Source organism: Alishewanella sp. SMS8 (assembly GCF_030737935.1).
Lineage (GTDB): Bacteria > Pseudomonadota > Gammaproteobacteria > Enterobacterales > Alteromonadaceae > Alishewanella > Alishewanella maricola.
In genome coordinates, this window is record NZ_JAPJEA010000002.1 from 155,929 (window position 1) to 182,662 (window position 26,734).

28 protein-coding genes and 1 other RNA gene are annotated in these 26,734 nt (G+C 45.0%); 13 read left to right on the forward strand and 16 right to left on the reverse strand.

Translation table 11 applies throughout. From position 1 onward, the window contains the following. Window positions 1-86: 86 nt before the first annotated feature. Window positions 87-662 carry a nucleotide exchange factor GrpE gene (grpE, locus tag ORJ01_RS08255; RefSeq protein ID WP_226751178.1) on the reverse strand — a complete coding sequence of 192 codons (576 nt, stop codon included), beginning with the start codon at window positions 660-662 and terminating at the stop codon, window positions 87-89. Between the two features lie 39 nt (window positions 663-701). After that, complete coding sequence (gene hrcA / locus ORJ01_RS08260; protein ID WP_306177633.1) at window positions 702-1,721, reverse strand: heat-inducible transcriptional repressor HrcA; 1,020 nt, start codon at window positions 1,719-1,721, stop codon at window positions 702-704. Window positions 1,722-1,927: 206 nt separating this feature from the next. Here hrcA and nadK point away from each other — a divergent pair, with 206 nt between their 5' ends. The 3 genes from nadK to ORJ01_RS08275 all read left to right on the forward strand — a co-directional run bounded on the left by nadK (window position 1,928) and on the right by ORJ01_RS08275 (window position 4,992). Then, on the forward strand, window positions 1,928-2,809 hold the full coding sequence (gene nadK / locus ORJ01_RS08265) for an NAD(+) kinase (protein WP_229586275.1): 882 nt from the start codon (window positions 1,928-1,930) through the stop codon (window positions 2,807-2,809). A 91-nt stretch (window positions 2,810-2,900) separates the two neighbouring features. Further along, window positions 2,901-4,574: a DNA repair protein RecN gene (gene recN, locus ORJ01_RS08270; protein WP_306177634.1), complete on the forward strand. Its 1,674-nt coding sequence runs from the start codon at window positions 2,901-2,903 to the stop codon at window positions 4,572-4,574. Window positions 4,575-4,632: 58 nt separating this feature from the next. Beyond that, on the forward strand, window positions 4,633-4,992 hold the full coding sequence (locus ORJ01_RS08275) for an outer membrane protein assembly factor BamE (RefSeq protein WP_226751174.1): 360 nt from the start codon (window positions 4,633-4,635) through the stop codon (window positions 4,990-4,992). 277 nt (window positions 4,993-5,269) lie between these two features. Here the strand turns inward: ORJ01_RS08275 and ORJ01_RS08280 are convergent, their stop codons facing one another. Both ORJ01_RS08280 and ORJ01_RS08285 read right to left on the reverse strand, forming a co-directional pair. Beyond that, a complete protein-coding gene (locus ORJ01_RS08280; protein ID WP_229586269.1) occupies window positions 5,270-5,623 on the reverse strand; it encodes an RnfH family protein in 354 nt (117 codons plus the stop codon). Next, window positions 5,616-6,047, reverse strand: a complete 432-nt coding sequence (locus tag ORJ01_RS08285; RefSeq protein WP_226751172.1) for a type II toxin-antitoxin system RatA family toxin — start codon at window positions 6,045-6,047, stop codon at window positions 5,616-5,618. The genes ORJ01_RS08280 and ORJ01_RS08285 overlap by 8 nt, the downstream gene beginning before the upstream one ends. Window positions 6,048-6,172: 125 nt before the next feature. On the opposite strand from ORJ01_RS08285, the gene smpB reads away from it, so the two are divergent. From smpB to ORJ01_RS08305, 4 genes are all read left to right on the forward strand, one after another. After that, window positions 6,173-6,655, forward strand: coding sequence for an SsrA-binding protein SmpB (gene smpB / locus ORJ01_RS08290; RefSeq protein ID WP_226751171.1), 483 nt, complete (start codon window positions 6,173-6,175; stop codon window positions 6,653-6,655). A 158-nt stretch (window positions 6,656-6,813) separates the two neighbouring features. Beyond that, window positions 6,814-7,173: a transfer-messenger RNA gene (gene ssrA / locus ORJ01_RS08295) on the forward strand. Window positions 7,174-7,577: 404 nt separating this feature from the next. Continuing rightward, window positions 7,578-8,387: a PEP-CTERM/exosortase system-associated acyltransferase gene (locus ORJ01_RS08300; RefSeq protein WP_306177636.1), complete on the forward strand. Its 810-nt coding sequence runs from the start codon at window positions 7,578-7,580 to the stop codon at window positions 8,385-8,387. 35 nt (window positions 8,388-8,422) lie between these two features. Further along, window positions 8,423-9,454, forward strand: coding sequence for a metal-dependent hydrolase (locus tag ORJ01_RS08305; RefSeq protein WP_226751169.1), 1,032 nt, complete (start codon window positions 8,423-8,425; stop codon window positions 9,452-9,454). On the opposite strand, the gene ORJ01_RS08310 is transcribed toward ORJ01_RS08305, so the two are convergent. From ORJ01_RS08310 to ORJ01_RS08320, 3 genes are read right to left on the reverse strand one after another with little or no spacing between them, the layout of a single operon-like run. Further along, window positions 9,405-9,905: a DUF1543 domain-containing protein gene (locus tag ORJ01_RS08310; protein ID WP_306177637.1), complete on the reverse strand. Its 501-nt coding sequence runs from the start codon at window positions 9,903-9,905 to the stop codon at window positions 9,405-9,407. The two genes, ORJ01_RS08305 and ORJ01_RS08310, sit on opposite strands and share 50 nt — an antisense overlap. Window positions 9,906-9,913: 8 nt before the next feature. Then, window positions 9,914-11,170 (reverse strand): FtsX-like permease family protein, encoded by a 1,257-nt coding sequence (locus ORJ01_RS08315; RefSeq protein ID WP_306177638.1) that lies wholly within the window; start codon window positions 11,168-11,170, stop codon window positions 9,914-9,916. After that, window positions 11,164-11,856 (reverse strand): ABC transporter ATP-binding protein, encoded by a 693-nt coding sequence (locus ORJ01_RS08320; protein ID WP_306177639.1) that lies wholly within the window; start codon window positions 11,854-11,856, stop codon window positions 11,164-11,166. The genes ORJ01_RS08315 and ORJ01_RS08320 overlap by 7 nt, the downstream gene beginning before the upstream one ends. A gap of 67 nt (window positions 11,857-11,923) precedes the next feature. On the opposite strand from ORJ01_RS08320, the gene ORJ01_RS08325 reads away from it, so the two are divergent. Next, window positions 11,924-12,469: a DUF3299 domain-containing protein gene (locus ORJ01_RS08325; protein ID WP_226751165.1), complete on the forward strand. Its 546-nt coding sequence runs from the start codon at window positions 11,924-11,926 to the stop codon at window positions 12,467-12,469. 176 nt (window positions 12,470-12,645) lie between these two features. On the opposite strand, the gene ORJ01_RS08330 is transcribed toward ORJ01_RS08325, so the two are convergent. Next, window positions 12,646-13,293, reverse strand: coding sequence for a DUF2796 domain-containing protein (locus ORJ01_RS08330; RefSeq protein ID WP_306177640.1), 648 nt, complete (start codon window positions 13,291-13,293; stop codon window positions 12,646-12,648). A 128-nt stretch (window positions 13,294-13,421) separates the two neighbouring features. Here ORJ01_RS08330 and ORJ01_RS08335 point away from each other — a divergent pair, with 128 nt between their 5' ends. The 3 genes from ORJ01_RS08335 to ORJ01_RS08345 are packed head-to-tail and all read left to right on the forward strand — an operon-like array spanning window position 13,422 to window position 17,827. Continuing rightward, a complete protein-coding gene (locus ORJ01_RS08335; protein ID WP_306177641.1) occupies window positions 13,422-14,951 on the forward strand; it encodes a cryptochrome/photolyase family protein in 1,530 nt (509 codons plus the stop codon). Continuing rightward, window positions 14,948-16,312 (forward strand): DASH family cryptochrome, encoded by a 1,365-nt coding sequence (locus ORJ01_RS08340; protein WP_306177642.1) that lies wholly within the window; start codon window positions 14,948-14,950, stop codon window positions 16,310-16,312. The genes ORJ01_RS08335 and ORJ01_RS08340 overlap by 4 nt, the downstream gene beginning before the upstream one ends. 3 nt (window positions 16,313-16,315) lie before the next feature. Then, entirely contained in the window at window positions 16,316-17,827 is a 1,512-nt protein-coding gene (locus ORJ01_RS08345; RefSeq protein WP_306177643.1) for an FAD-binding domain-containing protein, read from the forward strand. Here ORJ01_RS08345 and glnB read toward each other — a convergent pair. Further along, window positions 17,824-18,162: a nitrogen regulatory protein P-II gene (gene glnB, locus ORJ01_RS08350; protein ID WP_226751160.1), complete on the reverse strand. Its 339-nt coding sequence runs from the start codon at window positions 18,160-18,162 to the stop codon at window positions 17,824-17,826. The two genes, ORJ01_RS08345 and glnB, sit on opposite strands and share 4 nt — an antisense overlap. Window positions 18,163-18,305: 143 nt before the next feature. On the opposite strand from glnB, the gene nadE reads away from it, so the two are divergent. Both nadE and ORJ01_RS08360 read left to right on the forward strand, forming a co-directional pair. Beyond that, on the forward strand, window positions 18,306-19,133 hold the full coding sequence (gene nadE, locus ORJ01_RS08355) for an ammonia-dependent NAD(+) synthetase (RefSeq protein WP_306177954.1): 828 nt from the start codon (window positions 18,306-18,308) through the stop codon (window positions 19,131-19,133). 82 nt (window positions 19,134-19,215) lie between these two features. After that, window positions 19,216-19,713: a GspH/FimT family protein gene (locus ORJ01_RS08360; RefSeq protein WP_306177644.1), complete on the forward strand. Its 498-nt coding sequence runs from the start codon at window positions 19,216-19,218 to the stop codon at window positions 19,711-19,713. Between the two features lie 18 nt (window positions 19,714-19,731). On the opposite strand, the gene ORJ01_RS08365 is transcribed toward ORJ01_RS08360, so the two are convergent. The 7 genes from ORJ01_RS08365 to ORJ01_RS08395 all read right to left on the reverse strand — a co-directional run bounded on the left by ORJ01_RS08365 (window position 19,732) and on the right by ORJ01_RS08395 (window position 26,720). Next, entirely contained in the window at window positions 19,732-20,133 is a 402-nt protein-coding gene (locus tag ORJ01_RS08365) for a type IV pilin protein (RefSeq protein ID WP_226751157.1), read from the reverse strand. Beyond that, complete coding sequence (locus ORJ01_RS08370; RefSeq protein ID WP_306177645.1) at window positions 20,133-21,182, reverse strand: hypothetical protein; 1,050 nt, start codon at window positions 21,180-21,182, stop codon at window positions 20,133-20,135. The genes ORJ01_RS08365 and ORJ01_RS08370 overlap by 1 nt, the downstream gene beginning before the upstream one ends. Then, window positions 21,179-21,556, reverse strand: coding sequence for a hypothetical protein (locus tag ORJ01_RS08375; RefSeq protein WP_306177646.1), 378 nt, complete (start codon window positions 21,554-21,556; stop codon window positions 21,179-21,181). The genes ORJ01_RS08370 and ORJ01_RS08375 overlap by 4 nt, the downstream gene beginning before the upstream one ends. A gap of 42 nt (window positions 21,557-21,598) precedes the next feature. Next, complete coding sequence (locus ORJ01_RS08380) at window positions 21,599-22,558, reverse strand: PilW family protein (protein ID WP_306177647.1); 960 nt, start codon at window positions 22,556-22,558, stop codon at window positions 21,599-21,601. Window positions 22,559-22,564: 6 nt separating this feature from the next. Beyond that, window positions 22,565-23,047 (reverse strand): type IV pilus modification protein PilV, encoded by a 483-nt coding sequence (gene pilV / locus ORJ01_RS08385; protein WP_226751153.1) that lies wholly within the window; start codon window positions 23,045-23,047, stop codon window positions 22,565-22,567. Window positions 23,048-23,127: 80 nt separating this feature from the next. After that, the gene (locus ORJ01_RS08390) at window positions 23,128-23,538 is read right to left on the reverse strand and encodes a type IV pilin protein (RefSeq protein WP_304504383.1); all 411 of its coding nucleotides are present in this window, start codon (window positions 23,536-23,538) and stop codon (window positions 23,128-23,130) included. Beyond that, window positions 23,538-26,720 (reverse strand): pilus assembly protein, encoded by a 3,183-nt coding sequence (locus ORJ01_RS08395; protein WP_306177648.1) that lies wholly within the window; start codon window positions 26,718-26,720, stop codon window positions 23,538-23,540. The genes ORJ01_RS08390 and ORJ01_RS08395 overlap by 1 nt, the downstream gene beginning before the upstream one ends. Window positions 26,721-26,734 lie beyond the last annotated feature (14 nt).

Sequence of the window (26,734 nt, forward strand, 5' to 3'; positions counted from 1 at the left end):
TGGGTGATTTTGCGAAGAAAAACCAATGTACTGCGGTGTGCAGCAAAGCCAACGCTTAACAGCGCGTTAGCTTTGCTACGAGGGCGTTACTCTGCTGCTTTTGATACGCCAACCATAGCCGGACGTAACAAGCGACCATTTAACTCATAACCTTTTTGCATAACAAAGGTCACGGTATTGGGCGGTACATCATTTGACGGCTGAATGCTCATCGCTTGATGTTGTTCCGGGTTAAACGGCTGCCCCGCAGGGTCAATTTGCACCACACCAAACTTAGCTACTGTATCTAAAAAGCTCTTCATGGTCAGCTCTACGCCTTCAATGATGCCTTTAAACGCTTCATCTTCACGGTTGATAAAGTTCAGTGCGCGCTCAAGGTTGTCGGCAACGGGTAATAAATCACCGGCAAACTTTTCTAACGCAAACTTGTGCGCTTTTTCAACATCTTGGCTAGCACGACGGCGAGCATTTTCAGCATCAGCTTTAATGCGCAGCATTAATTCGTGTTGTTCGGCCAACTGGCTTTGCGCTTTAGCCAGTTCATCTTCCAGCTTAGCAATAATGGTCTGCTCAGAAGACAGCTCTACCGTATCGGTATTAGCATCGTTAGTGGCCTGATTCGTTGCTTCTGTGGGTTCGGAAGGCTTTTGTTGCTCAGTCATTGTTACAATACTCCAATTAATGTAGGGGTATTATGGGGATCAATTCTGCCGATTCAAGTTTAAATTTAATTGTGCCGCGCATCCTTCGAGTAAAGGGATTAATTTTGCGTAATCCATCCGCCGCGGGCCAAGCAAAGCGACAAAGCGATGTGGCTGCGTTTGATAGCTTTGGGCGATTAAACTTAATTGCGATAACTCAACAAATCCAGACTCTTTACCTAAAATGAGTTTAGGTTGAGCATCACGGGTGACCGTTTGTAACAACGTAATTAAACCCGAGGGTTGCTCTAGCATTTGCACGACTTGTTGTAATGCAGGGTTTTGCTGGTAATCCGGCGTTAGCAATAATTGATGTTGTCCATAAATCAAGGGTTGATGCTGCACAAACTCATCTAAGCTTAATTGGCCTAACACTTTTTCAATAAGGATCTGGCCAAGGCCCGTTTCATTGCGCAAAATCGTGTTTAAACGCACCATGCCATCTTGCCATTGTCCACCGGCTAAAGCGGCATTAAGTAAGCACAACACCTTGCTCATGGTGGCGGAATCGACACTTTGCTCACAATTAATAATACGATGCAGGATGTCACCGTCTTCATCGACCACCACCAACAACAAACGATCGCTGGCTAAGCGCACTAAGTCCACTTGCCGCACTTCGCGCCCTGCGGCTTTAGGAGCGCTAACAATGGCCACACAACCGGTTAAGTTCGCTAATAATTGTCCGGCTTGTTGACACATTAATGACACCGGCAATTGCGGTAGTAAGCGGCTGGTTATTTCATTTTGCCATTTGTCACTCAAAGGCGCCAACTGCAGCATTTTATCAATGAATAAACGAATACCTAAAGTGGTAGGGATCCGCCCTGCCGAAGTATGCGGTGAGCGAATTAATCCTTGTTGTTCCAGTTGCACCATGGTATTGCGCACCGTTGCAGAGCTCACATCGAGCTGTTTATGCTCAGCGATCAACTTTGACGCTACGGGCTGGCCATCGAGCAAATATTGCTCAACAATCAACTTTAAAATTAGCTCTGTTCTGCTTAATGCCACAGCCATGCGCAATACCTGTAATTAAATTAAAGAGGTAATGGGGTTTTTATTCTCAAATTCAAGCAGTTTTGCATAATCGCTCTATAAAGCGGTTTTGTCTAAAGATGTTAAGTCCATAGCGCTTTGCCCAAAAGCTTAGTTGATTGACAAGGCTGCAACTTCTTGTGGGTTATGTATATACTGAACGGGTCTGGATAAGGAAGACTGTTGCTATGAGTTCTACATTTGCCAAAGTTGGTTTAATTGGAAAACCCCATCACCCTGGCGCGAATCAAACATTGGCCAGCCTTTATCACTTTTTAAAAACCCAAGGCCTCAGTGTATTTGTCGAAGAGCAAGTCGCTCAAAGCTTACAACTGGCTGATGCGGTGATCCTTGATTTGGTTGAATTGGGCAAAACCTGTGATTTAGCGATTGTGGTAGGTGGCGATGGGAATATGCTGGGCGCCGCGCGGGTGTTAGCCCGTTTTGATGTGGCTGTACTTGGCGTGAACCGTGGCAATCTAGGCTTTTTAACCGATCTGGCGCCTGAGAATTTTGAGCAACCGCTAAAAGATGTACTGGCCGGTAACTTTGTGACAGAGAAACGTAACTTACTGGAAATTTCCGTGCATCGACACGGCAGTATAAAAAGTAGTAACAGTGCGGTTAACGAAGCGGTGTTACACGCCGACAAAGTGGCGCACATGATTGAATTTGAAGCCTATATCAATAATGAATTTGTCTATAGCCAGCGCTCTGATGGTTTAATTATCAGCACGCCCACAGGCTCTACCGCCTATTCCTTATCCGGTGGAGGCCCTATATTAACACCGGATCTGGATGCCATGAGCTTAGTGCCGATGTTTCCACATACCTTAAGTAGCAGACCCTTAGTCGTTGCCGGTAACAGTGAGATACGCTTAAAAGTCGCTGAAACGAATGATGCCCATCTGCAAATAAGCTGCGACAGCCATGTTATTTTGGCTGTTATGCCGGGCGACGATATCTATATTCGTAAACACCCCAACCCACTGCGCTTGGTGCATCCACCGGGCTACAGTTATTATCATGTCCTGCGCAATAAATTAGGCTGGGGCAGTAAACTGTATTAACCGGAAAATATTTCTGCCGCGACAACTTGCCAAAACAGAAAATACTGTATAGATTTACACTGTATACTTAAACAGTAATCGGAGTAGATTTATGCTGTGTCATCTTCATATCAGTAACTTTGCTATAGTGCGGGCGCTGGAAATTGACTGGGCCGCAGGTATGTCGACTATCACTGGTGAAACCGGTGCCGGTAAATCCATTGCTATTGATGCTCTTGCTATTTGTTTAGGAGAGCGTGCCGATGCGGCAGTGCTGCGCCCTGGTGCAGACAAAGCCGATATTGTTGCCACCTTCGATATTAGCCAACTGACTACCGCCAAAGACTGGCTACAACAACAAGATTTACTCATGGGCAATGAGTGTATTGTCCGGCGGGTAATCAGTGCTGAAGGCCGCTCACGCGGCTATATTAATGGCGTACAAGTACCGGCACAGCAGTTAAAACTTCTAGGGCAGCATCTACTCGCCATTCATGGTCAACATGCACATCAATTACTGCAAAAAGCTGATTATCAACGCCAATTATTAGACGCTTTTGTGGGTAAGCCAGAGTTACTGCAACAAACACGTCAAAGTTATCGCTATTGGCAACAACTAAAGCAAGAGTTTAGCCAATTGGAGCAATCGCAGCAGCAACGTGATGCCCAGCGCCAATTGTTAGAATATCAAGTGGCTGAGCTCGATCAATTTGCGCCACAAGCCACTGAATTCAAACAACTTGAAGCCGAGCACAGCCGTTTGAGCCATGGCCATACTCTACTGACACAAAGCCAACAATGCCTACAACAACTGTATGATGACGATAATCAAAATATTTATCGTGCGTTATCACATTTAACTCAGCAATTAGAGGAATTAGTTCAGCTCGATCCAGCTTTGCAAGATGTGCAAAACATGTTGAATGACGCTTTGTTGCAAACCGAAGAAGCCAGTCGTGAATTACGCCGCTATGCCGATAAAGTAGAACTGGATCCTGAGCGTTTACAAGAAATTGATGAGCGCATGGGCACTTGGCTTAATTTAGCTCGCAAGCATCAAGTTAATGTTGAAAACCTGGCCGAGTTACATCAGCAACTGAGCCAACAACTGGCTGAATTAACCGGCCATGACAAACGCCTAAACGAATTAGCACAGGCGATTAACCAAGCTGCAGACGTGTATCAAGTAGCGGCAACCAAGCTCACAGAAGCTCGGCAACTAGGGGCAACAGAATTAAGTGCGTTAATCACCCAAAATATGCACGAACTCAGTATGGCTAATGCCCGATTTGCTATTGATTTACAAAATTTACCACTAGAACACGCTAGCGCCATGGGTTTAGATCAAATTAGCTTTACCGTTTCCACTAACCCTGGCCAGCCCTTACAAGCGCTGGCGAAAGTCGCATCGGGTGGAGAGCTGTCGCGGATCAGTTTAGCCATTCAAGTTATTTTAGCCGATAAGATCACCACACCCACCTTAATTTTTGATGAGGTTGATGTCGGGATCAGTGGGCCTGTGGCTGCCGGTGTCGGTCGCCTGTTACGCCAATTAGGCCGCAGCACACAAATTATTTGTGTAACACATTTACCGCAGGTCGCTAGCCAAGGTCACCAACAATTGTTTGTTGAAAAATATACTGACGGCCAAGCCACAGAAACACGTATGCGTCAGCTATCTGATGATGAACGTATCCAAGAAATTGCCCGTTTACTCGCCGGTGAAAACATCAGTGCCAATGCTTTAGCTAATGCTCGGGAACTATTATGTGCGCCTGTAGTCTGATTCAGGGTTTTTCTGCACAGCTATCATAGGGTATGATAGCGTTATTCACTTTAAATTGATGATCATTATGAAAGCAGTATTAAAGACAGCATTACTCGTGGCCACTTTAGGCTTAAGCACGGCATGTAGCAGCTGGGTATACCGTATTGATATTCCACAAGGTAACTTCTTAGAACAAAAAGACGTGGATAAGCTACGAGTGGCAATGACAAAAGAGCAAGTTATTTATGTTTTAGGCAACCCTGTTGCCGCCAATCCGTTTGATACCAACACCTGGCATTATTTTTATGCTTTAAAAGGTGGTCGTGGTAACAACTTTGAAAAACGGCTAGTGGTCGAGTTTAAAGAAGACCGCTTAGTCAATATCAATGGCGACTTCACTAAACACGCTGACTTTGACAAACCGCTGGATATTTAGTTTTTAAGCAAAACGACTTAGCTTATGAATACAAAAAACCACAGATGAAGCCTTTGGGCTTCATCTGTGGTTTTGTTGTTTTGGGTATTCCCCTGTCGCTGCAGTATCTTTTTAAACCAGTGTTTAAATTTAGCGCTTTAGCGGCTTGGCAAAACGCCGCCAAAACGGCCTAAAATCATACAAACCACTGAGTTAGGTACGGTATCAAGCGGTAAGTGTACTCACTTATCAAACTCGGCATAAAGTCACCACAGCCACTTTTCAAAAGTACCTGTAGTTAATTTGGCCGGCCGCCTGTTACTTTATCAGCGCGGCCTTCTTCTTTAGCTTTTTCTGCTCGGCGCCGCCGTAAATCTTTCGGATCAGCAATTAATGGGCGATAAATCTCAATACGATCGCCCTCTTTTACTTGATCGGATAACTTAACCGGCCGACTCCAAATACCCACTTTTTGCGACGTTAGATCGATCTGTGGGAATTGTTGTAAGATACCTGACTGCTTAATAATCTGTTCGATACTTGCCACACGACTTACCGCAAGTGTTAACAGCACCTGACGCTCAGGTAAGGCATAAGCCACTTCAACCGTAATACGATCGGCAGCTGCCGCCCCCGCACTGGAATTATCCATAAACTTGTTTTGCCCGTTGTGTAAAAGCCTGCACCATGGCCGCGGTTAACTCTTGAAAAATCTTACCAAAAGCAAACTGTATTAACCGACTAGAAAATTCAAACTCTAGCTTTAAAATCACTTTGCAGGCTTGATCGTTTAAAGGTTCAAACTCCCAGCCACCACGTAAATGTTTAAATGGTCCATCGACCAATTGCATCTCAATACGTTGAAAAGGATGCAAATGATTACGAGTTGTAAAAGATTGACCAATACCGGCCTTGGAAATATGTAACTTCGCCACCACCTCTTTCTCAGCACGACTAACTATGTTGGCAGCACTACAACCTGGTAAAAATTGCGGGTAAGCATCGACATCATTTACCAGTTCAAACATTTGTTGCGCGCTGTAAAAAACCAAGGCACTGCGCTCAATTTGTGGCATACTCACTCCCCTTACATCAGGCCACAGATTGTAACAGAATAACGCCCAGCGACAACCTTGCACCGTGTAGCCTGCATAACTGAATATGAATACATGATGGCTGCAACTAGCCAAAAAAGTGAATTATGAGTAAAAAGCAAACAAACAAAAAGAACAATGGCACCATCGCGCAAAATCGTAAAGCGCGCCATGAATACTTTCTAGAAGAACGGTTTGAAGCCGGTCTGAGCCTGCAAGGCTGGGAAGTAAAAAGTATTCGGGACGGTAAGGTTAACTTATCGGATGCTTATGTCATCTTACAAGATGGCCAAGCTTATTTGTTTGGCGCGCAGATCCAACCCTTGAATAACGCCTCTACCCATGTCATTTGCGATCCAGACCGCAGCCGTAAGTTATTACTGCATAAACGCGAGTTAATGAAGTTAATTGGTTTAAAAGAACGTGATGGTTATACCCTTATCGCCACGGCTATGTATTGGAAAGCCTGCTGGGTAAAATTAGAATTTCACTTGGCAAAAGGTAAGAAAAACTTCGACAAACGTGATGATATTAAAGACCGCGATTGGTCTCGTGAAAAAGAGCGCATGATGAAGCATTCAAAACGCTAAACTGGCTTTTATTTTGATTCGACGCTTGAAAAGCGTGCAAGTGAACCTAATAAAGTAAAAATGTTTGTAGTAACACACTGCTGTGCCATTGGTAATTAGCAGATTAAAGGCGTATACTAGAAATTCACTGAAGGTGTTAGTGTTAGACCACAGAATTCGGGGCTGATTCTGGATTCGACGGGACTCACGAAATCTTAAGTGCATGCCGAGGTGCGGTAGGCCTCGTAAAAAAGCCGCAAAAAACTAGTCGCAAACGACGAAAACTACGCAATCGCTGCTTAATAGGCAGTAGATAGCTCTTCCCCTCAAGCATGCCTATAAGCTGAGACTCTGGAAGATCACCCCTAATAGGATCGCGTCGCGTCTTCGCCTGGAGACAAACCGTTAAAATCAATCAGGCTCGCCCGACGATAGCCTGCCACTCGGCGCTCATAGGGTTAACTAAATGAATGGCTAAGCATGTAGTACTGACGATCTAGGTTTTTCGGACGCGGGTTCAACTCCCGCCAGCTCCACCACATTGAATACGGCGCTTTTTAAGCGCCGTTTTTCATTTCTGCAACAACATTCTGTGTTACTGAGCTTTCCTACTAGATATACTTTTTTGCAATAAAACCGCTCATTTTGTAAAACGATTAAGCATAAGTTAATCTTAAAATAATTTTATTAAGCGATTTCTAACATAGAAATAGTAGAACCCGCTATCAGCCTTAAAATATTTAATTAGATATTTCATTATATTAAGTAAGATCCTGCTTATGTTGGTAAAAAAACAGCTGTTCTGCATTGATCTCGTTGCATCTTGTCGGCATAGTAGTTGATTCGCGGCATGTTTTTATTCTGGTGTGTTAGGTCTTTTCACCCAATGAACGTATAACTGCTGTAAAAAAATAAACACTTTTGCCGCATTTAGGGTTTTGCTATGTATCAAAATAATCAGGCTGTTGTCGCGCCGTCTGAACAGTGTGTGACGACTGTTACAGAGAAAGCACCACAAAACTTACATTGGACCACCTGTTTTAACCAAGATTTTGAGCTTAAAAAAGCTTTTAGCCGCGAAGATCGAGACCGCGTTTTCCGCTTAAGACATCAAGTCTACTGTGAAGAATTAGCCTATGAACCTGTCAGCCCTTCAGGTTTGGAGTTAGATGATTACGACCGCCGTTCTATTCACTGCTTATTGCAACATCGCAGAACGGGCGAATCTGCGGGTACTTTACGGTTAATTGCTTCAAACAACGACGCCGAACTGTTGCCTATCGAACATTATTTCAAAGACGAATTCACTCAACCTGACTTAGTTCCCAGCGCTTTTGATCGTGAAGCAGTGAGTGAGTTTTCTCGTTTAGCGGTTGCCGCTTCATTTAGAAGAAATATTCAAAGCCAACAAAACCCCATTTTATCGCAAGTCGCCGCGGTTTCAGATTCTGATACTCAAACACACTATCGCTACATTTCTGCCGGTTTATACCTCGCAGCCCTAGAGCAAGCACGCTTATTAAATTTAAAGCATGCCTATGTAGCGGTTGCCCCCGCTTTAGCGCGAATGCTCAATCGTGTTGGGTTTCAGTTTCAGCAAATCAGTAATCCGATTGAACTAAATGGCAAACGTGCAGCCTATTACCTAGACATTGATAAATGTATTCATACACTTTGCGATGATTATCGAGAGTTATGGCGAGTTCTTGCGGCACAGTTACGCAATGGCTCTTTTGAGCATTATAACGCTTAGCACCCCCAAACCTTTTTAAAGAGCATATTGTTTATATGGATTCACTATCTCAAATAGCACTGGGTTCAGCGGTCGCTGTTGCAGTAGTGGGTAAACACACCTCAATTAAAAAAGCCGCCTTATGGGGCGCTATTGCCGGAACACTGCCTGATCTAGATGTTTTAATCGATTATGGCGATGACCTTAGCAATATGGTACAGCATCGCGGTTTTAGTCATTCTTTGTTTTATCTAACCTTATTCTCTCCTTTGCTCGCCCTGCTCGTCTGTCGCATTCATAATGAAATGGCCCACTACAAACATTGGTTACTCGGCTTGTGGCTGGTATTGATCACCCATCCACTACTCGACACCATGACCATCTATGGGACACAGCTTGCCCTGCCCTTTTCTGACTATCCGTACGGTGTTGGCAGTATCTTTATTATTGATCCCTTGTATACCTTACCGCTATTACTTGGCGTCATTTGGGTATTACTTAAGGGCAAAACACTACTCGCGGCCAATACAGCAGGATTAGTCTTTTCAAGCTGTTATCTGTTATGGAGTGTGGCGGCGCAACAACATGTAACCGGTGTAGTGAAAAGCCAGTTAACAGAGATCTTTAACCACTCCACGAAATTGTTGGTGCAACCTACCGCGTTAAATACGCTACTTTGGCGCGTGTTGATCCGAACGGATGAAGCCTATTACGAAGGGTTTTATTCACTACTCGAAAAGGAAGCCACCATTGAATTGGTGCGATTTGAACAAGACCCTCTTTTGCTTGAGCAATATGCTTTGCATCCTGACGTGCAGAAGCTAGCCAGTTTCAGCCATGGTTTTTATGCCTTAGAGCAGCAAAAACAGCAAATTGTGTTAACCGATCTGCGCATGGGACAGCAGCAAAATTATGCTTTTAGTTTTGTGGTGGCCGAGCAAGCAGCTGAAACCTCATTACGCTTACCGCGTAAATTAGAGCTATCAGCTACCCTCAATTGGATTTGGTTAACGCTAAAAGGTGAGGAACCTACTGAGTTTAGCCAATCACCTCATAACCAAACCAGTCCGGCTGCTGTGCTTGATTAGCCCCGCTCGGTTGTAGCTCAATATAGTAACCTTGCAGCTGATCGAGCTGAATCAAGTTATCAAGTTCCAATAAATCATCTTTGTGTGAGCTTTGTGCCTTAGTCAGTAACGCCGCCTTGGCACGCTTTTTAGCTTCAACCGCAGAGCTTGCCACACACAGCATAAACTCGTGCTGCTCTGCCATTTGCGATGGGTAATAGCCACCATAGTTAACAAAATAAAGCTTTTGCTCTTGCTGCACTGGCTCAGCAACCAACGAGATGTGATAACCATCAATATCATGCACTTCTAAATAGCTGTCTAGGTGTAGGCCTTTAGCCTCACCAAACCATTGTTGCCGTAACTGCGGATAAGTATCTTTAATACTGTCACCGACAACAAAGCGTATATCATGCACTTCAATATTTGCGCCCGGAGCGGTACCACCCAAATACACCATAAATAATTTCATGTTAAACCTTATAATTTTACGCTTAAACCATCGGTTAAGGCTTTTCGATAGGCCACAAATGCCGGAATACACGCCAAGATACTGGCTGCTGCTAAAATGCCGCCCGCCCAGTACAATGTTTCGGTGCTAAAAGGCATCACGCTAATAAACAGACCATAATGGGCTGCTAGCCAATCTTGCACACCAAATAACGTTAACAACAAGACGGCTGCCGACAGCAACATAGCAACCAAAGTTAATAACAGTACTTCTAATTGAATTAACCAAAAAACATACCACGGGCTCGCCCCTACCGCGCGTAAGATGGCCATTTCACGCTGCCGCTCGCGCATCGATGCCAGTAAAGTTGTCATCATGCCAACTAAACCGGCAGCAAGCACCATGAGCGTGATTAACAACAAAATATTCTCAACCATACTGAGCATTTGCCACAGTTCAGCTAAAGCCACGCCAGGTAAAATGGCGGTTAACGGCTCACCACGAAACTCATTAATTTGCCGCTGCACAACAAAAGTGGCCATTCTTGAATTAAGCCCCACCATAAAAGCCGTTAACGCCTTTGGGGTTAAATCCATTTCTAAGGTTTGTTCAGCGCTAATTTTACGCCCGGGCATTGGCGCACCTTGCTGCCAATCGATATGTATCGCTTCTATGCCCTCAAGGCTAATATGCACGGTTTGATCAACTGGTGTGCCCGTGGCCGCTAAGATACCTTTAATCACAAAAGGCTTATCTTTGTGCTCAGAGAAACTGACGGCGCCTACACCATGCGCCAGCGTGATTTCTTGTCCTAGCTGATAGCCTAATTGTTTAGCGACTTCTGCCCCCAATACCGCCTCGTAGACGCCTGCAAATTGCTCGCCAGCAGCAAAGCTTAAACCTTGCTGGTTAGCATAGCGATAATGCTCAAAGTAACCTTGATTTGTGCCTAGCACACGATAACCTCGATGCGAGTCACCTAGGGCTAGCGGGATGGTCCAACTAATTTGTGGATGCTTAGCAATACGTTCATAGGTTGCCCAACTGACATTAGCAGTAGCATTGCCAATTCTAAAGACCGAATACAACAATAAATTTAATTGCCCAGAGCGCGCACCCACAATTAAATCCGTACCCGATACGGTATTAGTAAAGCTGCTGCGCGCTTCTTTGCGAATATGTTCGATGCCTAATAGCAACACTAAACTGAGCGTTAGCGACAACAGGGTCATTAACGCTGTGCCTTTCCGGTTCCATAAACTCAGACGTGCCAGTTTGATTAACATGCCACCACTCCTTTGGCCAAATCAGCCATCGATAACTCAAAGTGAAAATAGCGCTTGAGTTGCTGATCATGGCTAACAAAAATGACTGTTGTTGCACACTTATCCGCTTCGGTTAACAGTACTTGCATAAAGGCATCGCGATTATTCGCATCCAGCGCCGAAGTCGGCTCGTCAGCGATTAACAAAGCGGGTTGCGTTAACAAGGCGCGCGCAATGGCCACCCGTTGCTGTTGGCCAACACTTAAGGCACTGGCACGCTGCCGCTGTAAATCATCGGTGAGTCCTAGCGCCCTTAATAAATCGATAGCACGTTGCTGTAAAGTGATAGCCGATTGACCCGCAAAGGTGGCACGTAACAGTATGTTATCTAAAACTGAAAGATAAGGAATTAAATTAAGCTGTTGAAACACCACACCAATTTGACTGGCTCGCAGCTTATCGCGCTTTGCTGCGCTAAGTTGATGCATGGCATGGCCTTGCACCCATAATTCTCCGGCACTGGGCGCTGTGATACCCGCCAGCAAATTCAACAAGGTCGTTTTACCCGAACCTGAAGCGCCTTGTATAAATAAATGTTGGCCATGTTCGAGTGTTACTGCCGGTAGTGACAATTGCCAAGCACCGGCGCGATACCAGAATTGCAGATCTTTGAGTTCAATAGCAGGAATTTTCGGCTTGGTGGTCACAGGTACTCCATTATGCATGCTATGATAGCCTATAAGCTATTATGCAAAATTAAGAGGCGAAGCTCCAATGTTCAAGAAGTTGTCTGTTGCGTTTTCTCTGGTACTGGCCGCAAGTTTGGCTTTTAGCGTGCATGCCAACGAAGTCAAAACCATTGAGTGGACGGATTTAATGCCTGAAGATGATTTACAGGCGTTAATGGCCATGCCCGAAGTGGCGCATGATTATAGCCAACCTTCACCGTTTGAAGAAAACTACAATGGTGAAGATCCTGCCGCACAAGCCTGGCAGCAAATTTTGCAGTCTGCCAAAGTTAAACCCGAGTTCAATAACGTTAAAATCAAGATCCCTGGCTTTATTGTTCCTCTGGAATTTGATGCTGATCAGAATGTTACGAGCTTCTTTCTCGTGCCATACTTTGGTGCCTGTATCCACGTACCGCCACCACCACCAAATCAAATTATTTATGTGAGTGGTGCATCTAACCTGCGTGCAGATATGATTTATTCACCCTTTTGGATAATTGGTACTATTACGACCGAAAGCATGTCTCACGATTTAGCAAATGCGGCTTACAGTATGAAAGCAGATAAAGTAGAAGAATATACTTGGTAATGTTACTTCGTTTATCTGCCTGCAAAAAAACCGGCCACGTTAAATGACCGGTTTTTTTTATCGGCTACCGCCTGTTTAACCAATAAATGTGCTCACAAACGTACTGATCTGCAATCTACAGTAGTAATAGGCTAATATGCATTACAACACTGTTGTGCGGATCTATTAGGCTTTATTTAAAAGCGCACTTGGCTATTACCCAACGTCGCTTTAGCGGCACCTTGTTGACCATTTAACACCCACTGCACATCCATCGTTTGTAGCGACGGGAGCAGATTAAATAAACTCACATCAAGCTGTTGTAACAATGCCGGGCGTTGACATAAAAAACTGATATTGGCATAAAAATCGCCGTGACCACTGTAGGTACGCTCGGTCAGATCCGTGCTCGCATCACTGCCTTGAATTTCACAGTTTGCATCCTTACTTAAATTTAACCACTGACCTTGGGATAGGATGTCTAATGCCAGCGTTAATTCTTGCTTTTGCTCGGCAGTACGCGGGGCATGTTCAAAGCCCACAATGGTAGCCGCCGCAGCTTGCAATGCTAACTGCAACTCATTTCCTTCTAAAATCAATGTCAGACTGGCAACCCCATGCACATGAGTACCAAGCTGTGTAAAATCATCGGCCTCATGTGAGTGCTCTGCAGCAGCATGCGTATGCTCATCGCCAGCATTATGCTGATGCAACTCGGGTACCTCTGCGGCAACCTGACGTTCAGTTTTAGCGGTTGAGGCGGCTAACGCCTGATCGGTAGCTTGAACTTGATAAGCCAATACACTGCCTGTAACCATTAGCAGAGCAACTAATTTTCTTTTCACAGCACATACCTCTTAAATTTACTGCCACCATCATACTCAGATTTAGTCTGGCCGCAATGCTGATCTAGCTGATCTAAATGGGCGGTTAATCCCGTATCAGGCGATATTGATTGTAGTGGTCTGACGTAATGCCCAAACTTATTGTTATTTTAGGTGATCAACTTAGCCCCGCGATCGCCAGCCTGCGCGAAGCCAGTGCGGATGACGTCATTTTAATGGCTGAAGTTGGCAGTGAAGCCAGCTATGTGAAACATCACAAGCATAAAATTGTGCTTATTTTCAGTGCCATGCGCCATTTCGCTGCTGTTCTAGAGCAACAGGGCCGCAAAGTTTGCTACGTTAAATATGGCCAGCAAGCCGGCATCCATAGCATGACAGACGCCGTAGCCTATGCGCTTGCGCAAACCGATATGTCAGAAATTGCCATAACGGAATGCGGTGAATACCGTCTGCATCAAGAAATTCTCGGTTGGTCAGCGCATTTTCAGCGGCCTGTCACCATCCTCGAAGACGACCGTTTTCTCTGCTCGAAAGAGATGTTTAACCAATGGGCTAGCGGCCGGCAGCAACTGCGCATGGAGTACTTTTATCGGCAAATGCGCCGCTACACCGGCTTACTGCTGGATGCTAAACAACAACCGGTTGGTGGGCAGTGGAACTTTGATAAAGAAAACCGTAAAGCCTGTCCACCCGATTTAGTGGCCATCCCCCCACTTAAATTTAGCCACGATGACATTACTCAGCAAGTGTGTCAGTTGGTTGCGACTGAATTTGCTGATAACCCTGGCTCTGTCGATAATTTTCAATATGCGGTAACCGGTAAAGACGCGCGCCAAGCTTTTATGCATTTTATCGAACAACAACTGGCCAACTTTGGCGATTATCAAGATGCGATGTTGGTTGATCAGCCATTTTTATTTCACAGCCTCTGCTCCATGTATTTAAATGCGGGTTTACTTGATGTGCGCTGGATGTGCCAAAAAGTCGAAGCCGCTTGGCGTAGCGAGAAAGTCAGTTTAAATGCCGCCGAAGGCTTTATTCGCCAGCTCATAGGCTGGCGTGAATTTGTACGCGGCCTGTATTGGCTAAAAATGCCAGATTATGCCGCGCAAAATTATTTCTCTGCTACGACGCCGCTGCCCAGTTATTTTTGGAGTGGCAAAACCAAGATGCGCTGTATGCAGCAAGCCATCTCACAAACGATGGAATACGGCTATGCTCATCATATTCAGCGCTTAATGATTACCGGTAATTTTGCCCTTTTGGCGGGCTTAGATGTGCAAGCGATATGCGATTGGTATTTGGCGGTCTATGTCGACGCCTATGAATGGGTAGAGCTGCCGAATACCATGGGTATGGCGTTGTTTGCCGATGGCGGAGAGTTAGCGTCAAAACCCTATGCAGCTAGCGGCGCTTACGTAAATCGAATGAGTAATTACTGCAAAAATTGCCATTACAAAGTAAAAGATGTTACCGGTGAGAAAGCCTGCCCGTTTAATGCACTGTATTGGGACTTTTTAGACCGAAACCATGAGCAATTAGGTCAAAACGCTCGGCTGCAACTGGCTTTCAAAAACTGGCAACGCAAAACGCCTGAACAGCAAGCTGCAATTAAACAGCACGCGTCTGTGTTGCTGAATAAGCTGGAGCAATTATGAGCACCTTAGTTCTACTGAATCAGGCATTACGCTTACGTGATAACCCACTGCTCAATGCTGGCAGCGGTACTTTACACGCGGTAGTAGTATTAGATAAAGACCAATTTTTCGGCCAACAATACGGGCTTTATCGTGCAAATTTATGGCGTTTAAATCAACAGATACAGGCTATCTTGCATCTGCAACAGGCCTTAGCCACCAAGCAGATCGGTTTAATATTACGCTTTGGTAATACCGCCAGTACCTTGCAGGCACTCGCAAATGAGCTGAATGCCACAACGCTGATTGCGGCCGAGCCTACCTCGCCACACGAGTACGCTGCGTTGCAGCAATTAGCAGGCCCTATAACGCTAACACTGATCGATTGCAACAGCTTATTCGGTGCAGCACTTCGGCCTGATATCAATCGAATGCCAGACCGTTTTACTGCGTTTCGCAAAAACCACGAACCGCTGTTGCAAGTATCGTTACCCGTTACACCTTTTATTCCCCGCGCTGAACAACATTGGTCAACACCGCAACAGGCTGAGCATTACCACGCCAAATGGTCAGCATTAGATGATTATCGACATGCGAGCAGTGCGGCTAAACCACCCATTATTACTGAAACAGCCGCTTGGCAACGCTTGCAGCAGTACATCTGGCAAGATCAGCATATTTTACATTACAAAGAAACGCGTAATGCGCTGCAAGGTGAACATTACGCCAGTTTCTTTTCTAGCGCTTTAGCGCTGGGCAGTTTATCCGCGCGCGTTCTGTGGCAACAAATTGTTGAATTTGAGCAACAAGTACAAGCGAATGATTCAACCTATTGGCTTAAGTTCGAGTTGTTATGGCGAGAGTTTTTTCGCTGGCAAATGCGTAAATACCAATCTCGTTGGTTTAGCCAAACGGGTATAAAAGGTCAGCCTAATTTTCAACCACCGCAGCTTACCGCAACACAACGGCGTAAGTTTGCTGCATGGTGTGCTGGTCAAACGGGTATTCCTTTTGTTGATGCCAATATGCGCTTACTTAATCAAAGCGGTTTAATGAGTAATCGCGGCCGACAAAATGTGGCCAGTTATTTAATCCATGATTTAGCCATAGATTGGCGTTTGGGTGCGGCTTATTTTGAACAACGCCTGCTCGATTACGAATGCGCCAGCAACTGGGGAAATTGGGCCTATATTGCCGGTTATGGTAATAGTGAAGCGCGACCTTTTAATATGATAAAGCAAGCATTGGCCTATGATCCAAAAGCCGATTTTGTTCGACACATGTTACCCGAACTCACCGCTAAAGATAAAACAGCCCATCGCCCACAGGCCAACACACCGATCCCTGCTCAATGGCATAATTGGTTAAAAGAGTTGGACTAGCCCATGCATCTGTTATGGCTAAAACGCGATTTACGCTTAGCCGATCATGCCGCCTTGCACTACGCTGCACAACAAGGTGCAGCGGTTTTACCGGTGTATATCATCGAACCCGATTACTGGCAGCAACCTGATACCTCTTTGCGCCATTGGGCTTTTATTTGTTCAGCTTTAGAACAGCTACAGCAACAGTTCTCTGCCTTGGGCCAGCCTTTATTGGTTTTTTATGGCGCCGCAAGCCGAGTCTTTCGACAACTAACTAAGCAGTTTCCCATTACGGCGGTGTATAGCCATGAAGAAACCGGTAATTTATGGAGTTATCAGCGCGACCTGGCGGTAGAAAAGCTATGGCATGAGCTAGCAATACCTTGGCATCAGTATCGGCAGTTTGCGGTGTTTCGGCGACTGGCGGATCGTGATCTTTGGTTTAAACAAGCGGATGAGTGGCTAACACAGCCATTATTTCCTATTCCCAAACAGCTTCCCTTTATTACTGCCGCTAACTGGCAATCCCCTCTGCAGTGGCCAATACGCAGTAAAGATTTGCCGCTTTGTCAGTCTCCACAGCAAGCCACAGCACTAAGCGGTACCTTACAAAGCTTTCTTACCAATAGAGTCAAAAGCTATCGGGGTGGCATTTCTTATGCGAATAAAGCACCGCAGGCCTGTTCACGTTTAAGCCCCTATTTAAGTTATGGCTTGCTCAGTATGCGCCAATTGCAACAACAGGCCTGGCAGCAGCGCAAGACCACTGAGCACGAGAATCAACAACGCGGTCTTGATGCTTTTTATAGTCGCCTGCGTTGGCACTGTCATTTTATGCAAAAGCTCGAAGATGAACCTGAACTAGAAATGCGTAATCTGCATCGTGGCTTTGATGGCATGAGAGAAAATGATTTTTCTGCGGTATTATTTCAGGCCTGGGCTACGGGGCAAACAGGCTACCCGATGATAGATGCGGCCATGCGCAGTTTGTTAGCTACCGGCTGGCTGCATTTTCGTGCCAGAGCCATGTTAGTGGCTTTTGCCTGTTATCACCTTTGGTTGCACTGGCGCCCGGTTGCTTTGCACTTAGCCCGCTGCTTTGTCGATTACGAGCCTGGGATCCATTATCCACAAATTCAAATGCAAGCTGGCACCACGGGCATTAATCCCAATCGCATGTACAATCCTGTGAAACAAAGTATCCAGAAAGACCCTGAAGGAAAGTTTATACGGCAGTGGTTGCCTGAATTACAGCAGGTGCCAGATGGCTGGTTGCATCAACCCTGGTTGCTGAACCGCCAACAACAACAGCAGTATGTATGTCGATTAGATATCGATTATCCCGCGCCCGTTGTGCCGCACGAGCAAGCGATTAAACTGGCTCGCCAGCGTTTAAAACACTGGCTGCAACAGCATCAACCGGATTGGAAAGAACAAAAAGAACGAATTGTACGCAAACATGCTAGTCGTAAGCGACCGACGACACGAAGCAAGCCCATATCTCGCAAGCAATTAGCGTTATTTAACGATTAAAGCGCTTCTTCGTCTTCTTCGCCCGTTCTGATGCGCACCACGCGTTCTACATCGAATACAAAAATCTTACCGTCACCAATACGCCCGGTTTGTGCGGTTGTCACGATCGCTTCAATACAACGCTCAACTTGGTCATCGGGTACGACGATGTCTAATTTCACTTTGGGTAAAAAATCGACCATATACTCCGCGCCACGATATAACTCGGTATGGCCTTTTTGCCGACCAAAACCTTTTACTTCGGTGACAGTCATACCTGTGATGTTAATTTCAGCTAACGCTTCTCGCACATCATCAAGCTTGAAAGGTTTAATAATCGCTTCAATTTTTTTCATGTTTTTTCGTCCATTCCCTCATTGATAGCGGCAGTATAATACAAGCCGCATAAGGCTTCAGCTTTTGTCTAATAATTAGTTGATCTTCTTCTGCTGAGATACGTTAAGATAAACAGGTACTAATCGATGAGGCTATTATGACTATGGAACAACATATTATCCGGGAAATGCGGGTTTTGCCGCAAATTGACGTTGAACACGAGATCCGTCGCCGCATTGATTTTATTAAATCGCGACTTACCGCATCAGGCTTAAACACATTGGTGTTAGGTATTAGTGGCGGTGTCGATTCGACGACCTGTGGCCGCTTAGCACAACTCGCTGTTGATGAGCTGAATGCCGGCGCAGCAAATACTTATCGCTTTATCGCTGTCCGTTTACCTTATGGTACACAAAAAGACGAAGACGAAGCACAACTGGCATTGGGCTTTATTCAGCCTAGCCATGTTGTCACTGTAAATATCAAAACCGCCGCCGATGCCTTACATCAAAGCACCCTAGCAGGTATTGAAGGCTTACCTCAAGCCAATGCAGCTCAAGCCGACTTTGCCAAAGGCAACGTTAAAGCGCGCTGTCGTATGGTGGCACAGTATCATATCGCGGCCCTGCAAGGTGGCTTAGTAATAGGTACCGATCACTCTGCTGAAAACATTACCGGCTTTTATACTAAATGGGGCGATGGCGCTTGCGATATGGCACCGTTATTTGGTTTAAGCAAACGTCAAGTTCGTGCCTTGGCAAAACATCTTGGTGCACCCGCCACACTGGTTGAAAAAACGCCTACGGCTGATTTAGAGTGTCTAGCACCACAAAAAGCCGATGAAGCCGCGCTTGGCCTGACCTATCAGCAAATTGATGATTTTCTGGAAGGTAAAACAGTCGATGCGGCGGTTTCAGAGCGTTTAGTACAGATTTTCCAAAAAACGCAACATAAGCGTCAACCGATCCCAACCATTTACGATTTGCCATAAATAAACATTTTTTTAATTTAAATTTAACTTTAATGGATTCTTGGCTACACTCTTGATTGTTTTATACAGCAGGAGTGTCGCCATGATCTCACGCGGTTTAAGCCTAATCGAATTACTAGTTGCCCTACTTGTACTGGTTATCCTGTTATCCATTGCCGCTCCGGCCATGTCTGAACTGATGCATCGACAACACGCCAGCAGCTATATGCAACAGTTCAGTCGACATTTACACTTTGCGAGGATCCAAGCGAGCAGTAGCCAACAACCGGTCAAAATCTGTCCGATCCAAGGTCAACGCTGTCAAGGACAATGGCAGCACGATCCCATTCAATTGCTGTTACTTGATCCAATTAATAATGAAACCGTGCTGTTACGCGAACTGCCCGCGCTTAAAAACGACCATCGACTAAGCTACCATCGACAACAATTACAATTTCGACGCGATGGAAGCTTAGATGCTCTGGAAAATGGCACCTTTTACTATTGCCCTCCTAATCGCTATCAATGGCATTATCGCTTAGTGTTAAACCAAGCTGGCCGCAATCGTTTATCGCGCTATGAACAGGCTTGTCCGATTTAACAGGTCGCTAAACGGCCGTTAGTTCCAACACGACAGCGGCTCAGTTAAAGTATGATTGCGCTGCCCCAGATGATTAAGACTAAAACGTAAACAGTCACGATCTTGGGTTTGCGGCCCCTCTGCCGTTACGCGCAACTGATAGGCAAATTGCCCTGCCGTGAGCTCAACAGTAATACGATAACGCCCTGACTCAGATAAGCTTTGCACAAAGCCTAACTGAGCCAAGTCAGCGGTATAAGCACCATAATCTGCTAACCTTTGCTCTTGCCTATTCGCGAGTATGAGCAAGGTTTTCACCGCTTCAGCGCGATAACTGCGCAGCACATACTGCTGATAAGCGGGATAAGCGATAGCACCTAATATGCCGATCAGTAGCACTACAATCAGCATTTCAATAAGCGTGACACCACGCGCTTGCATTAGTGAGCCCCTTGTTCACTTCGATAGGTGGCTAAACGCTGCCAAATAGGAAACTTATCCAAACTTAACGGCTCACTGCAGTGATAACATTCTGCACTAATTTTACGTAAATTCGTTAATAGCAAGCGGTTTTGAAAGTCTGAACCTAACTCTAATTTAATGCTTTTATCCGCATTTTGACGCAAACGCAGCTGCGCATCCGCGAGAAAAGGCACCGTCATCATTCGCTCTGCATAAACTCGACCGCCAGTATGCACTTGCAGCGCATATAATAACTGATCAGTTTGCTCTGTTTCACACTCTGCAGCAGTGTCTGTTTTGGCAACAGGGGCATACAAAACACCGGCAGCGACCAACGGTTTGCTGCTAATTTTGCCTGGTAAATGTATCTTCCAACCAGCATTAGACAGTAATGCACGCCAATCTTGTGCACTGAGTGTTTGGGCTTGTTCTGCTGGATCTAATAAGGTTCGGTCGGCGAGGTGTTGATAATGAATAACGCTTTGCTGCAACCGATTTAAACCAAATCGTAATAGCATAATGCTATCGTGCCCGGTTTGCGGGTGACGGCCAATAACCAATACTAAATACTGATCGGCAATACCCCAACTGGGTGGCGCTATGGTCGTTGGTAACTTTGTTCGAAGTAGACCAGCGGTTGCAATAAAGCGAAGGCCACTTGCGGTTAAATCTGCCATTTCTCGGGCAACACCAAACTGACCATCGGCATAGGGTAAACGCCAAAGTAAACCTTCACGACTGAGTAACCAAATATGATCGACGACACCATCAAGGTTACGATCTTCAACTAAGGGTTGAGCTTGAATACTTGAATGAATGCCCGTTGTGGTAAGCTCAAGTTGAGCGACCACCTTGCCCAATTTATCTTCAGTTAATAGCAACTGCTGAGCTGATTCGCTACTTTGCAACCACAGTTGCCCGTTCAAATCATGCTGCAGCTTCACTTGCGTTGCCTCGGGGGTTAAAGGTGGGCAAAGCGCATGTACTGGTAGCGCTATAATGGCTAACAACAGAAGAAAGCGCATCATGGCTGATCCTCCGCAAACCGAAAGCGTTTTCTCAGCAAAATACTATTATAACGAGCGAACACTGGCCGCTCATCACTGCGTAAAGCCGTTTCGACAAATAGCAACTCACACTGCAATTCAGGATCACTCCACGCTGCGTAAATGGCAGGACAAGCCGGCATATCCCAGCTATTTCGAGGTAATTCTTCAGGATCAACATTATTTAACATCATCAAATGTTGTTCTAAAGCACGAAATTCTAACTGCAACTGCTGCTGAGCTGCCTGTGCAGACTGAGCACTTAACTTGCTGATAAATAAATTACTGCCTACAACTAATAACATAACCGTTAAGAACAACAGTGCAGTGAGTAAAACCATGCCGCGATTTCTCATAGCGCCTCCGAAGTATCAATAACAATAATGTAACTAACCGTTTTACTGCTCTGCCAGAACAGCGTTTTCAAAATAGACAGCGCCACTTAACTGCAAGCGACGATAGGCATCACCTGGCGCCTCAAACTGAATGCTACCAAGTTGATATTGCTGTGTATTGTTATAATGATGGTCAGGTTCCAGAGACCTTAACAACACATGATATTGCAAACCCACAATCCGGCTTTGTTGTTGCAACCAATGCTCTACTGTCATTTGGTGGCTCGCTAAGCTAAAGTTAGGCCGCCCATCCAAATCACTATCAATCATAAATTCAAAATGCAGCCGTTCAACACCATCAATAATAGAATCCGTACTGATACTGGCTGCCCCCGCTGCATTGCGAACTAATCTTTTACGCATTAACACCGGGATAGTTTGACCATTTTGGTTTTGCTGCTGCAAATAAAATACTAGATGCTGATAAGGAAACAACATCCCAGCATTCAGCTGTGCGGCATCAACCGCAACAAATCGACCTTGCTGCCAATCAGCTTGCCAATAAAACCGATTCGCGCGCATTTCATCAGGTGCCACAATTAAGCCAATACTACGTTTTAACTGTAAAAACTCTGTATCTCTGATCAGGTTATTTAAACAACCTAATTGCCGACCACCGGTTGCCCTGGCAGCATATAAAGTGAGAAAAGACTGACCACTCATCGGAAAACTGCCGCTATCTAACCCTTCAGCAACACAGTCGCCGGCCGGTAAAGATAAGGTTGCGGCTTCGGCTAATTGCTGTTGCGGTAACCCACCCCAAAACCCCGTATTTTTTAATTCATTGTGCAGTAAATTTAATACCAACTGACCATTTTGCTGCAATTGGGCTAATTGCCGTGTTTGCGTCGAACTTTGATTTAGCGCAGTAAAAGTGGTTAACATCAACAATAACAACATCAGGGCTAACGCGGCTGCAATCAGTAATTCCACTAAAGAGAAACCAGCTTCCCGCCGAATCATCAGACGTTACTCTTGGGCTAAAGATAAACCAGAGCGGCCATTTCCTACCTTACAGGTAGGCGCTATGCCCTGTGCAAATGCTGCATTTTGCTGCCAACTTACCGCTAATTGCAGCTGGCCATTGTGCTGCTGCAAACAAAACTGTGGATCGAGTAATAAACCATAACTATGCGCAGAGCCCTGCCATTTCGCTTGCCAACGTGACAAAAGATATTGGCGCGCCTCGGTATATTGACAAGGAAGATGGGCACTGCATTCAGAGGCAGGCTGTTCAGCAAGCTGAAAATCGCTGGCTTTGTGAGGAGAATTAAAACTATGCAGTTGTTGTACAATTTCTTGGGAGAGCGCAATAGCCGTAGTGCGCTGAGTGGCATCAGTAACCCACTTCAGTGCCAGCAGTTGCCCAGCTAGCACGCCAAGTAAACCAATTTTGATAATCAGTAAGGTGATCAATACTTCGATCAATGTTGCACCACGCTGCTGCTTCATATTGACCTCGGTTTTTTATCCTCGGAAAATAAACATAGCAGCAGCGGTTAATAGATCAAGTCAATATTGTGAAAATATTGCTACCAACACGATTGTACAGCTGCGGCACTAACTTCACCATTCGCACCTTTTTGCCCAGCCTGATTCAACGTCAATGCGCCACAGCCATCACCTGACTGGATGCTCGTTGGTGTAGCGGTAAGCGTAAAAGTTCTTGCGGTTATAGTAGAGAGCGCAAAAGCATAGCGTGTTGCCAGCTCTTGCTGGCATTGCGTGTTGGGTAAGACAAAGCCCGCTGGATTATAGCTCATATTTTGTGTGTAGGTTCTTTCCATCAACTGCGCTTGCTCTACTAAACAAGCCGTTGCTGCGGCTCGATTAGAGCGCAGCACATAGTTGGTATATGAGGGATAGGCTATAGCCGACAAGATACCAATAATAGCAACGGCAATCATTAGCTCAATCAAGGTAACGCCACGTATTTTTTGCATTAGTTTACTACCTCACGCCAGGATATCCGGCCTCTTCTTAATTGTAAGTTGACTAAGCGAGAATCAATAGAGACTCTTGAATCGCCCACTAACATCTGCTCACCAACAAAAACAGGTTCACCTGGCATTCCTTCAAATTTGAGACCACTCGCTACATTGATAACGTTCTGTTGCCCATTCGTTGTCGTGATACCATCTGAATCATTAAATTCGCCATCATTGGATAAATCAAACAAGTGATATTTTAAGCGGCTGCCACTAAAAGGGTCTATCGCCATAACCCAACCATCACCCTGCGGATTACATAGATCAGAATCGGGAATAATCGTATTTAAAATCAAGTTAGTGCCGACAACACGAGCTTTTGAGGTGACACGCTCTCTAGCATCGATTAAATCCATATACCAGCCACGTTTATTGACCAAATCATTCGAACTTCCAGCAGTCACTGTCCTTGTTTGCTCAGTAATAGCACCGTTGGTGTAGGTCGTATTCGTCATATAGCGTGGTACTAATTGACCACGATTGCTAATAATTGTGCCATCAACAATACCATACCAGCTTTGTGTATCTGTATTTAAGCTATCACCTGTTTCTAAGTATTTTCCTGTACCAAAGAAAATCCATAATTCGCCTGTTGTTGGATGGCTCGATAACGTTATACCGCCGGTAATTGGCTGCGCTTTATTACCCGCATCTTTTGCTGTGAACAGCGGTGTATTATTGTAAGCCACCCCCCAGTTTGTTGCAGAGATTGAAGATAAGTCAAATTTCCAAACATTACCGTTTAAGTCACCCGCAAAGAACCAATCAGCATTACCATTGCGGTTCATATCCCAGCCTTCTGGTTGACCTAGCTCGCCTGCAGTATTCGGTAACTCAAGCTTAATCGGCGTGCCACCATTTTGAATATCAATGACTAACAAACCGCTTTTATTGGTACTGTTATTGTAACCATAGGGCATTACTGCTGCCCAGCGACCATTATTCAAACGGGTGATAACGGGTTTGGCTGTCATCACACCTAATTCTGGAATAGTCAGATCCCACAACAAGGTAATATTGGTCGGATCTGTAACGTCTAAAGCGAAAACACTGTTACCACCTCGGCCTAGAGAGCTGACCAAGACAGAACGCCATTGACCGTTAATGTAAACGTCACCGACAGTTGGTGAACCATCAACATAAAAACGGTGTGCGTAGGTTTCTTTAGAATAAGACGCTAATTGTGCTGCGGCAGTCAGCATTTTTTGCGGAACATAAGCGTAAGTTTCAATACCTTTGGTTGAGCTGGTGGTATCAGCATTAAAACCATGCAACATGCCATCATTAGCCCCCACATATACCATCGGAGCGCGATCTTTTTTATCTGCAACAAAAGCCGCATAAGATGACGAGCCCGCCCAGCTATAACGTTGATAATTGCGGTTTTGTGGCGCGCCAACATACACCGGCGAAGAATGTGCAATATCACCCAAAATAGACACGCGCTGTCTTAAAGTTCCTGACGGTTTTTCATTACTGCGATCACCACGCAAATAATTAACCACAATTTCTGACTCTAATGCAGGACGCTCCACAAGTGGTAATAAATTATCCCATGTAAACGGAAATGACGTTGTAATACCTAAAGTAGTGCGACTAGTTTGAATGTTACGACTCTGCCACGCAGGAAAATTAGCTGACCACTGTAAGGATAAATCATCCACATCACGGCTAATTAACGTACCACTCCAACTTGCAGTATTAAATGAAGCTTGGAACACACTGTTATCTTCTAACAATGACGTTGTGGTGGCTGCTAAATTAGACGCTGAAGCAATACGGTCTAAAATCGCTTTTAATGCAGTAGTAATTTGCTTACTAAAGGTTACCGGATCTTTTGCACTGAAAAATTCACCATCGCCATTCACCGCAGCGTGTAATAAATCATCAATTTTTCGATCGTCATTATTTGGATTTGGCCAACGGCTATCATTTGGCGCATAATTTTTAGCCACTTCAGGATCTAACGTACCTTCAACCCCTAAACCTACACCAAAAGTCACCATATGTTGCCAATTAGGCGAAGTTGTTTTACGTTTTGGTACATTGTTGGTTAAGCCGGATCTTAAATCATTTTTGTAATAATAACTTGCAACGTCGGCTAAGGTAATTTGATAAGAATCACCATCAGCGTTCCCAATTTTACTGGCTGGATTGCTACCATTCCATGAACCATCCGTCGTCAAAATACTGAAGTTTTGACGACAGCTCACTAAAGCGCTACTAGATTTTGTTGGGTCCGCACGATATGGCTCATCTGTAGAAAAGTAATTCCCTGCATATTCTAATGTCCTACGCAGCGGTGTGCCACCAGAGGCTTTGCTATCGTATAGCCAATCATAAAAGTTCTTTCTGCCATCTTGGTTAAACTCACGAACGCCTTCCTCTAAACCATCATTTAAAGCACCATAACCTACTCGCACATCATCTGGTAAGTTATAAAAAGCAGTACCAACCCCAGATCGCGCCAATAACTTACGGCTGCGATAATAAGAATACCAAATAGCAAAGTTTGACTTTTGTGCAGTAGTTGCGCTGTTCATTGAAACATAGCTATAACATTTATTTTGTTTCAGATTACTATTACAACTGACAAGATCAGTGGCACTAGGCGCATAGTTGTAATAGAAACCACCTTCCGTAAACCTTAAGGTCCCGCCATTGGTAATCATGTCAAATTCATCACTCAGATCTCTGGAGTTACTTTTGTCAAAACCATCCATCCAAGCTTTAGTATAAGTTGGAACATTAGGTAAGGTGCCGCCTTCATTCGGAGGTATTTGATAAACAACATTTGGGTCATAGTAGGTTTTGTTGACTTCAGAAGAGTAATACCAATAGTTTTGCACATTAGCTCCCGTTCTGATTGTTTTCTCCGTTTTGCAGTTTCCATTGCCTCTATATTCTGTACAGACTTTTGAAGTTGGTGCACTGTAATTATTGGCAATGGCATTCGGCATATATTCCCAAGCCATAGACCCCGAATCATCCAACAAAAACATGATATTTGCCGGAACATCACTGCCCGTTTGCAGAGGGACGTTTGGAATAGATAATGTCGCAGCGGAAACCGACATGGCAACACCGAAGTTCAACCCACACATAAACCAAACGGATTTTTTCATTAAAGCTTGCATAATTTTTTCCTCAC